The following is a 9,557-nucleotide window of genomic DNA, read 5'->3' as shown; positions in this document are numbered from 1 at the left end:
CGGACCGGCCACTTCGTGGCCGCCGCTCCCTAGGGGTCGCGGGGGCGGGGTTGGGAGGGCGGTCATGGCGGACCTGGGGTGCACGGTGTGGCTGGTGCGGTAGTGCGGCCGCCTCTGGGTGGAGGGCGTGGCTGGTAGTGCGGTAGTGCGGCAGTCTCTGGGTGGAGGGTGGGGCTGGGGGTGCGGTGGTTTTTGGGTGGAGGCCGAGGGCTGGCGGTCGAGCTACCGGACGACACGCTGAAGACTCGGGGAGGGGGAGTGGGGCAGACAGCCAAAAGGCCGGTAGCGGGAGTGCTACCGGCCTTTTTGGGGCTGCTCTGTGCCTACATGGTGGTGATCAGTTGGTGCGGACCGACAGACCGGGGTTGTCCGAGAGGACGACGGTCAGGGGCTGGGCGAACAGCTGGGGGGTGTCGCCGGTGATGGCGCCGATGATGTTCGGGATCTCGCAGATCGGGAAATCCGCGACCGAGGAGGCGCTGGAGATGCCGAGGGCCAGGCGGCCGGTGACGATGGCGCCGCCGGAGTCGCCGGGGAGGGCGCAGATGTTGGCCGAGAAGCTCTGGGTGAGCTGGCGGTCGCCGACCTGGACGGTCTGGTCGACACCGTTGATCACGCCGCAGCTGAAGCCGGTGCGGGCACCGGACTTGCAGACGGGGGCGCCGACCACGGGGGTGGCCACGCCGTCGACGGCGATGGGGGCCTGCCCGGGGATGCGGACCAGGTTGTTCTCGAAGCGGGCGCGCGCGTTGTCGTTGACGCGGATGATCGAGTAGTCCTGCTCGCCGAGCACCGACTTCTGGAAGGTGCCGAGCTGAGCGCCTGCGCGGTCGCCGTTGACCTCGTACACGGCGGCGGCGTTACCGGTGCCCGCCGACTCGATGTCGGGGTTGCAGTGGCCCGCCGAGATGTTCACGACGTTGCCCGAGCGGTCGGTGCCGTTGAAGCCGAGCGAGCAGCGCAGCGAGCTGCGGCCGATCACCGAGGCGTAGCCGTCGCCGCCTGCCAGGGCGCCGTTGCCGTCACCGGCGACGGGGGTGGCGGTCAGGTCGACGCGCTCGCCGGCCACCGGCGGTGCGGTGACGATGACGCGGGAGGGGTCGATGAAGCTGGGCAGCGGGAGCCCGGCCTGCTGCACGCGGACGGCGATCGAGTTGTTCACGGTGTCGACGACGACGCCACGCACCAGCGCGGAGATCTCCGGCGGTGCGGCGGCGAGCCAGTTCTCGAAGGCGGTCTTCTCGCCGCGCAGGGTGGACTCGCTCTTGGCGACGTTGCGGACCTCGAAACCGGCCGACTGGGCGGCTTCCCGGGCCTGGTCGGCGCCGGGGCCGTGCGACAGCGCGACGACGGCGTTGCCCTGGTCGCTCAGCCAGGAACCGGCGAAGACCTGCGGGAACTGACGCTGCGCGGTGGTGGAGAACGCGGCGACCTGCTGCGCGACATCGGCGCGGCGCAGGTATTCGTCAGGGGAGATCTTCAGATCCCGGGTGACCGCCTCGATGAGCTGGGCGGGCAGATCCGCGGGCGCGGGCTGCGCGTCGGCAACCGCCATCGTGGGGCCGAACAGCAGAAACGCCGCCGAAGCGGCGATTATCGATTTCCGAGCTCTTCTCGAGCTTCGCGCGGACGGGGTACGACCCATACGTGGCAGGAGCATGGTCCGAACTATATGGGCTCGAGCGACTTATGCCTACTCGGACCGGGCAAGAGATTTCGCTCACCCGGTCCGGTCGGTGATTTGTCCCCGCTCAGCCCGCGTTGGGCTTGGTGCGCACCATGATTCCGCTGCCGAGGCCGCCGCCCGATGTCGCCTCGATGTCGGCCAGGATGGGCCGGATCGGGACGCCGAGCGACGCGGTGCCGCCGTAGGGGGCGAGCTGGGTGTTGGCCTCGGTGCAGTTGGGCGCACCGGAGGCGTTCGAGCCGCTGGTGATGCCGAGGGCGAGCGTGCCGGACACGATGGCGCCGCCGCTGTCGCCGCCGAGGGTGCAGGCGGTGCTGGCGAAGCCGCGGATCGTCTTGCTGACGCCCGCCTCGGTGAACAGCTGGGTCTCGACGTGATCGGCCGAGACGAACCCACAGGTGAAGGTGGAGGACTGGCCGGTCTTGCAGACCGGTGCGCCGGTGACGGGTTCGGCGGTGCCGGTGACCGTCAGGGTGGTGCCCTCGGCGCCGCGCACGCGAGGCTGGTCCATGCCCGCGTTCACCGCCCGCTCGTTGAGCTTGATCACCGAGTAGTCCAGCGAGGCGGGGCCGCCGAGCACCGCGCGGGCGAAGGTGCCGACTTCGGGACTGTTGGGGATGTCGCGCACGTTCGGGACGTAGACCGAGGCCGTGCCGCCGTTGTCGACGTTGGGGTTGCAGTGGCCCGCGGAGATATTGAGCGCGTTGCCCGCGGCGTCGGTGCTGTTGAACCCGAACGAGCAGACGTCGACTCCACGCAGGTCGGCGTCGTGCAGGTCCTTGGTCGCGGTGATGTAGGTGTCGCCGCCCATCGGCTTGTACTCCACCGGACCGCCGCCACCGGGCGAGAGCACCACCTTGATGGTGGCGATCAGGGTGGGCAGGTTGAGCATGTGGCCGGTGCCGGTGTTGGCCACGTTGAGCACGAGCTGGCTGTTGAGCGCGTCGATCGCGATCGAGCTGATCGGCGCGGAGATCGCGGGCGGCAGGCTCGCGACCCACCGACTCAGTTGCACCAGCGCGCCTTCCAGCCCTCCGGCCGAGATCGGCGCGAGATGGGTCTGGTAGCCGGCGGCGGTGACGAGCTTGCCCGCCTCGGCATCGGTGGTGGCGACGACGGCCTTGCCCTCGGGCGTGAGCCAGGCACCGGCGAAGGTGTCGGGGTTCGCGGCACGGAAATCGGTCGCGTAGTCGCGCAACTGCTGGGCGCGCGCGGCACGATCGAGGTACTCGGTGGGGGTCATCCCGAGGTCACGCGACAGTGCCGTCACCAATTCGCCGGGTAACGCATCGGCCGAAAGTTGTAGTGGCGCAGCAGGTTCCGATGACGCGATGCCGGATCCGAGCAGGGGTGCGAGAAGAACAGTCGCGGCGAACCCGGCGGAGGCTGCCTTGACCGCGGCGCGACGCGCCACCAACTTGCGCATGAAATCCCTTCGTCGACAACCAGTGACCGAGAACACCGCCGGCGGCGATCATGTCGGTCAGCGCATCACTCTAGGGCACGCTCGCCCAGCTGGCGCGGTTACCGTCCGGCTGCTGGATTCAGCGCTGCCCCGGGATGGTCAGGGGCGCGGGGAGATAGCCGGGCGGGTAGGTCCCGAAGGGCGACCGAGGCCGGGTGGTGGTGGGGCTCGGTGTGGTCGTCGGTGGGGTGGTGGTCGGCTCCGGTGTGGTCGTCGGTGGCGCCTCGGTGGTCGTCGGCTCCGGTTCGTCGGTCGTGGTGACCGGCGGGGGCGTGGTCGACTCGACGACCGGCGGCGGAGGCGGCGCGGGCGCCGAGGTCGGTGACAGCGTTTCCGGGCTGGCATCGGAAATCGTCGGCGGTGTGACGGTTTCGGAATCGCGGATCAGGACCGAGACCGCGACCCCGCCGAGCAGCAGGCCGATGAGCGCGGCCGCGGCGATCAGCAGCGGGGTCTTGCTGCGCGCGGGTTCGCGGGCGGGCACCACCGCGGGCTCCGCGATCGGGGCGGGCGCGATCGGCGCCATCGCCTTCGTCGGCAGCGGCGAGACCGGCAGCGCCGCCGAGTACGCCTGCGCGGTCACCGAGGGCGGCGGCAGCGCGGGCATCACATCGGTGGCGACCGTGGCGTTCTCGGTGACGATCGGGTCGGGCGGGGTCGCGCCGGCCGGGGTTGCCAGCACCGCGACCAGCGCGGCCTGGGCGGCGGCGTTGGCGAAGGTCTTGCCGGGATCGGCGCCGTCCACGGGCTGGGGCAGTTCGTCCTCGCCGAGCAGGGCCACCGACTTCAAGCCCAGATAGTCCAAAGCCTCGCGCACGCCGCGCACGACCTCGGTCGACCAGGCCGCGGGATGGGTGGCGTAGAACTCGGCCGGGCCGCTGAGGTGCTCGGTGGTGAGATCGATCAGGCAGAACATCGCTGTCGCGAGGAGGTCTTCGGCGCGATAGGCCTCGCCGCCGTCGACATCGACACCGGCCGGATCCCCGATCGCGCGCACGAAACCGGCGATCGAGTGGGCATGCCCGGTGGGAGCCGGTCCGCCGAGGGCGGCGTCACCGTCGTCGGACATGTGCAGAACCGAAGCACGCTCGATCACCTGAACCGTGCCGTCCTCGGTGACCACCGCGGCGATGCATTCGTCATCGGCGATACGCAGGCCGACCCCAGTGGCCATCGGCGGAACACCCCTCACTTCGGCGTCGACATCGTCCGCGCGAGTCACACCAGCAGTTGGCCGTGTCCCATCGCGCGCAGCATTGACAGTAATTCCGATCGTGAGCGCGCGCCTATTCGACGTCGGATCCGCGCGACGTGATGCTCTACGGTCTTCGCGGAAATGTACAGCCTCGCGCCGATCTCGCGATAGGTCAGACCGAGCAGGACCAGCTCGGCCACCTCGCGTTCACGGTCGCTCAGTGCGCCGGACTCGCCGGTCAGGGGCGTGGGACCGGCTGTGGGCGGCTGCGGTTGTGCGGTCGGTCGCAGCGGCTCGACCGGCTGGGCTTGCGTGCGCACCGAACGCGCGAGCTTGAGCAAGGCGGTGGCGGTGGTCGAGTCGCTCGCCGCGAGGGCGGCCTCGCTGGCCAGGCGGGCGGCATCCCAGGTGAGCCCGAGCTCGGCCAGTGCCGAGACCGCGGCCTCCACATCGGCCGCGGCGACCTGCCCGCGCAGCACGAGCACCCAGGTGCGCCCGGCGTCGGCCAGCACGGTGGCCTGCCGGTCACCCGCTTCCGCCGCCGTCTTCAGCGCGTGGGCGTGGGGCAGCAGCGCCCGGGGCGATTCGTCGGCCAGCGCGGCCTGCACGCCGTACCAGTGGAAGGAATTGGTCCAGGCGGGTGCGCGGCCCACTTTGCGGACCAGCGCCCTGGCGGCATCGACGAGCGGTTCGATCCGGCGCGCGTCGCCCAGGCGGATGCCGGCCAGCCACAGTTCGCCGATCGGCAACAGGCTCAACAGGTCGGCTTCCAGCTCGTCGAACAGTGGGCAGGCCGCGTGCCACGCGCGAGCCAGGGCGGCGTGATCGCCGCCGCGGCGGGCCAGTCCCACAGCCAGGGCATGGGCGAGGAGTTGATCGCGGGGCGCGAGGGCGGGGATGTCGATTTCGGCGAGGGTGCTCGCGGCACGGCGTTCGTCGCCGCCGAGCAGTGCGGTCCAGGCCGTCAGCACCGGAAGCTGCCGGCCACCGCCCATGCCCGCCGCCCGGCGCAGCGCGTCGCCGGCGCGACGGGGCTCGCCGCTGCCGAGGCAGAGCAGCGTGGCGATCGAGACCGCGGAGCAGGGCAGATAGCGATCGTCGCCGGTGTCGGTGTTGCCAGCCTGGATCAGGGCCGAAATCGCCGCGGCCGTACCGGTTCCGTGCGGGTCGAGCGATTCGTCGAGCGCGCCCGCGATCAGCCGAGCGCCCGCGTCGGCCTCGGTCGGCGGCCAGTGCTGTGCCGCTTCGGACATCCGCGCGGCGCCGGCCTGTTCACCGGCCAGGGTGAGGACTATCGCCGCGGGCGCCCAGTCGGCGCCGATCCGGTCGGGTCCGAGCCAGTTGTACAGTCCGGCCGCGCGACTCACCAGTCCTCGGCGGATGAGCACGCTCGCGCAGATGCGTACCGCGGCGACCAGGTCGGCGCGTGCGACGTTCTCGGCGGTCAGCAGCGGTTCGGCCAGGCGTAGCGCGGTGTCGGTATCACCCGCGTGCGCGGCGGCCTCGGCCCAGCGCAGCGCGATCGACTCCACCGCCGCGCCCGCCGCGGCCGCCGCCGCGTAGCAGCGGGTCGCCTCGTCGGATTTCTCGGCTGTGCGGCAGAGGAACTCGGCGAGCCGGGCATCGACGACGCCGGACTCGGCCAGGATCAGCGCGGTGCGATCGCGGAGCAGACCCGCGTCGAGGCGCGCGGTGAGCAGCCTGCGCTGCACATCGACATAGCGGCGATCGCCGAGCAGCGTCCGCAGCGGACCGACGGCGGGCGCGAGGAGCAGGTCGGCATCGGTGACCAGGGCACCCGACCTGGCCCGGTCGATCAGGTCGTGGGCGGTGGCGGTGTCGACACCGAGCACCTCGGTGAGTTCTGTCGCGTCCAGCCCGGTTCCGGTCGCCGCGATGACCAGCGTTTCGAGCAACTCGGGTTCGACCGCTTCCAGCAGCGTCCGAGTCCAGACGGTGACGGCTTCGTCGACCGCTGCCTCGCAGGTCTCCAGCGACGCGGCGTGGGCGCCCTTCAACGCCGCGACGACACCGCCGGGGATGCCCGCCGTCAGCTGATGGATACGCGCCGCGAGCGGCTGGGACACAGCCACGCCGAGCTCCCTGGCGAACGAGGTGATGTGCGCGCTTCCCAGCGCTCGCAGATCCACCGTGCGGCCGTTGCGCGCCACCGCGTCGGCCAGCGCGCGCAGCTGGGGATCGTGTGGCCGAGGCTGGGTGGTCAGCACGACCGAGCGTTGCCCGGTTTCGATGGCCTCGCAGAGTGCGCGAAGCTCGGCGTCGCTGTAGCTGTGGACATTGTCGGCGACGAGCACCGCCCGGTCGGGAACCCCGTTCTCGACATCGTCGGCGGCGGATTCGACCACCGGTATGCCGCGGCGACGCAGGCGTGCGCGAACGGCGTCGAGCAGGAACGTTTTTCCGGTCCCAGCTCGGCCACGGATCAAGAGCAGCACTGTCTGCTGGTCGGCGTTGTCGAGATCGCGGAAAACGGATCGGGCATTCGGGAAGGTGTCGTGGGCGATCTCAGCCACCATTTCCTCCGAGGACCTTGCCGGGCAGTTGTGTACCTGATTCGAGGGTTTCGCCGACCGCGCCGCCCACGTCGTCGAGCAGGCCGCCGGGGTCGACCTTGACAGTGGGGACCTGCGGCCGGGTCGGTGCGGGCGCCGGAGCCGGGGCGGGTGCGGGTGCCGGCGCGGGGGCAGGCGCCGGAGCCGGGGCGGGCGCCGGGGACTGCCCTGCGGGCGGCGCCTGGGCCGGTTGCTGCTCGGCGGGGCCTGGCTGGCCCGCGGTCGCCGGTGTTCCGTCGGCGGGTGCTCCACCGGTGGGTGTTCCGGCGGGTGCCGGAGTTCCCGCCGCGGGCGTGCCGCCAGGTGCTCCGGCGTCGGTCGTGCCGACCGGGATCGCACCCGATGGCGCTGGTGTACCGACCGCGCCCGGCTTGGCCGGGTCGGTGACCACGGAGTTCGTGGCATTCGCCGTCCCGGCCGCGCCGCCGGCGCCGGTCGCCGCGGGGGCGCCGGGGACCGAAGGGCCGACGGTGGTCTCGGCGGGGCCGGTGGGTGAGAACTGGGTGGCGCCACCGAGGGCGAGGGTGCCGGTGGCGAGCGCGGCCATGGTCAAGGCCGCCGCCGCGACGATCGCCGAGCGTTTGGCCGTGAACATCTTGGTCCGTACCGGCTCGGACGGTGGCAGCGCGAGTCCCTCGACGGCCGGTGCCGCCGCAGCCGCTGCTGGTGCTACCGGCACCACCGGGATGGCCTCGGTGGGCACGCTGATCGCGGCGACGTCGAGGGCGATCTCGGCCGCGCCGCGTGCCGTGCAGGTCGCCGGGTCGGCGCAGGCGATCACCGGCAGGCCGAATTCGGTGGAGATCAGCTCGGCGACCAGCGGAATCGCGCCACCGCCACCGGTGAGCAGCACCCGGCCGACATCGCCGAGGGTGAGTTCGGCGCGGCGCACCGCGTCCTGGAGCAGGCTCATCGAGTCGAGCAGGATCGGGCGCAGCAGATCTTCGAGTTCGCCCCGGGTCAACCGGACCTGTTCGGTGTGGATCGAGGGGTTGAGCATGCCGACCGGAATCGCCGTCGCGGTAATTCTGGAGAGTTCTTCTTTCGCAATTCCGCAGCGCTCTCGCAATGCCGACAATTCTTCTTCGACAACGGGATCGAATGGATCGATGTCGTTTCCGTTCAGAACATTTGCCAGCACGTAGCGCATGGTCAGTAGATCGAATTCGGAACCGGCGATCGCTGTGCTGTGCACCGGGGTGCCGAGCAGTCCGGCCTGCTCGCCGGTGCGCAGGACCGACACGGTCGTGCCGCTCGCGCCGAGGTCGTACACGACCAGCGCGCCGTCTTCGAGCTGTCCGTACTCGATCTCGTATCGGCGCACCGCGGCCAGCGGCTCGGGCACCAGCGTCACTTCGGGCAGGCCGGCGCGTGCGAGCGCGGACCTGGCGGCCTCGACGGTGTGCTCCGGCCACCATGCCGGGTAGCACGCGACGGTGGTAGGCACATCGGTGGCGACACCGGAGAGTTCGGCGATCAGCGCACGGGTCGCGGCAGCGACCAAATCGGCTGCGTCGTGGGCGGAACCGTCCTCTGCCAGCAGATCCACCGGATCGCCGACCCTGGACACGTAGTCGTCGACGACAACTCCGCGATGGTGGCGCGCGGTGTCGGCGAAGCTCACCGATCCGTCGGCGCCGAGCATCAGTGCGCTGCGATGGGTGAGAACGGTGGCACCGGTCCCGTCGGCTGTCGTGGCCGCGGCGGCCGAATTCGCCGCTCCGACAGTGATGCCGAGCGCCAGACGCTCTGTCATTGGACAACCCCGTTCGCAGGACTTCCGGTGGGCCGGTAAACGCTTGATGTACAGCGAGATCGCCGATGGCAGCGTCCCACTCGATCTGTCGGTTGCTAGGGGACAGCTGTTACCTGCGATGGGGCAAGTACGGGGAAATTCCCCTAATCGGTGGTCGGCCCCTAATGGGGCACGCCCGGCGGGACTAGGTATTCGCCCCGTTACCTGTAACGACGGGCCCGCCTAGCGTGAAAGACATTCCAACGACAAACAGATCGGGCATCACCGCCCATGATCTGGAGGAGCTGATCTCGATGACACCGAACGCGATTCTGGAGTTCATCCTCAATCTGCTGCGCGACCCTGAGGCCGCCGCCGGTTACTGCGCCAACCCGTGCCTCGCGCTGGCTGAGGCAGGCCTCGTGGTGACCCCGGAGGACATTTCCGCCGTCGCCCCGATGGTGGCGGAATCCGCGCTGGTCAGCGGCGGCTCCCAGTTGCAGGCGATCGTAGCCGCGGGCGCCGCGGCGAGCACGAGCGCGGCCCTGGCAGGCACGGCCACCGCTGCCGCCGCCGTCACGGCGGCCGCGGCGGCCGATGCCGAACTCGACCTCGGTCTCGACGTCGGCCTCGGCGCTGTGGCCTCGGTAGTCGCCGACGCCGCCGCCCAGGTAGGCGCCGGCCTCGATGTGGCACTCGACGCCGTCACCGGCGCGAACGTCGATGTGAACGCCGGCCTCGGCGCCGACCTTGCCGCCGGTGTGACCGGCGCCCTCGGCGCGGGCCTCGGCGCGGGCCTCGGCCTGAACGGCGCGATCGACAGCGCCCTCGACCTCGGTGCGAACCTCGGTGGTGCTGTGAATGGTGCGCTGGGTGTTGGTGGTGATTTGGCTGCTGGTCTT

The 9,557-nt window shown here is 71.0% G+C and carries 6 protein-coding genes; 1 reads left to right on the top strand and 5 read right to left on the bottom strand.

Going from position 1 to position 9,557, the window contains the following annotated elements; translation table 11 throughout:
• Window positions 1–337 precede the first annotated feature (337 nt).
• The 5 genes from ACFULV_RS12555 to ACFULV_RS12535 form a co-directional block, all read right to left on the bottom strand.
• Complete coding sequence (locus ACFULV_RS12555; RefSeq protein ID WP_378655950.1) at window positions 338–1,660, bottom strand: S1 family peptidase; 1,323 nt, start codon at window positions 1,658–1,660, stop codon at window positions 338–340.
• 91 nt (window positions 1,661–1,751) lie between these two features.
• Complete coding sequence (locus ACFULV_RS12550) at window positions 1,752–3,113, bottom strand: S1 family peptidase (RefSeq protein ID WP_378655947.1); 1,362 nt, start codon at window positions 3,111–3,113, stop codon at window positions 1,752–1,754.
• 118 nt (window positions 3,114–3,231) lie between these two features.
• Window positions 3,232–4,326, bottom strand: a complete 1,095-nt coding sequence (locus ACFULV_RS12545) for a hypothetical protein (protein ID WP_378655944.1) — start codon at window positions 4,324–4,326, stop codon at window positions 3,232–3,234.
• 44 nt (window positions 4,327–4,370) lie between these two features.
• Window positions 4,371–6,884, bottom strand: a complete 2,514-nt coding sequence (locus ACFULV_RS12540) for a LuxR C-terminal-related transcriptional regulator (RefSeq protein ID WP_378655942.1) — start codon at window positions 6,882–6,884, stop codon at window positions 4,371–4,373.
• A complete protein-coding gene (locus ACFULV_RS12535) occupies window positions 6,874–8,676 on the bottom strand; it encodes an Hsp70 family protein (RefSeq protein WP_378655940.1) in 1,803 nt (600 codons plus the stop codon). The genes ACFULV_RS12540 and ACFULV_RS12535 overlap by 11 nt, the downstream gene beginning before the upstream one ends.
• A 293-nt stretch (window positions 8,677–8,969) precedes the next feature.
• On the opposite strand from ACFULV_RS12535, the gene ACFULV_RS12530 reads away from it, so the two are divergent.
• The coding region (locus ACFULV_RS12530) for an IniB N-terminal domain-containing protein (protein ID WP_378655937.1) at window positions 8,970–9,557 on the top strand (588 nt) is incomplete at its 3' end.

This window comes from Nocardia sp. NPDC057272, from assembly GCF_042668615.1.
Classification (GTDB): domain Bacteria; phylum Actinomycetota; class Actinomycetes; order Mycobacteriales; family Mycobacteriaceae; genus Nocardia.
The sequence above is the reverse complement of the archived record's forward strand: the minus strand, read 5'-3'. Positions and strand labels throughout refer to the sequence as shown.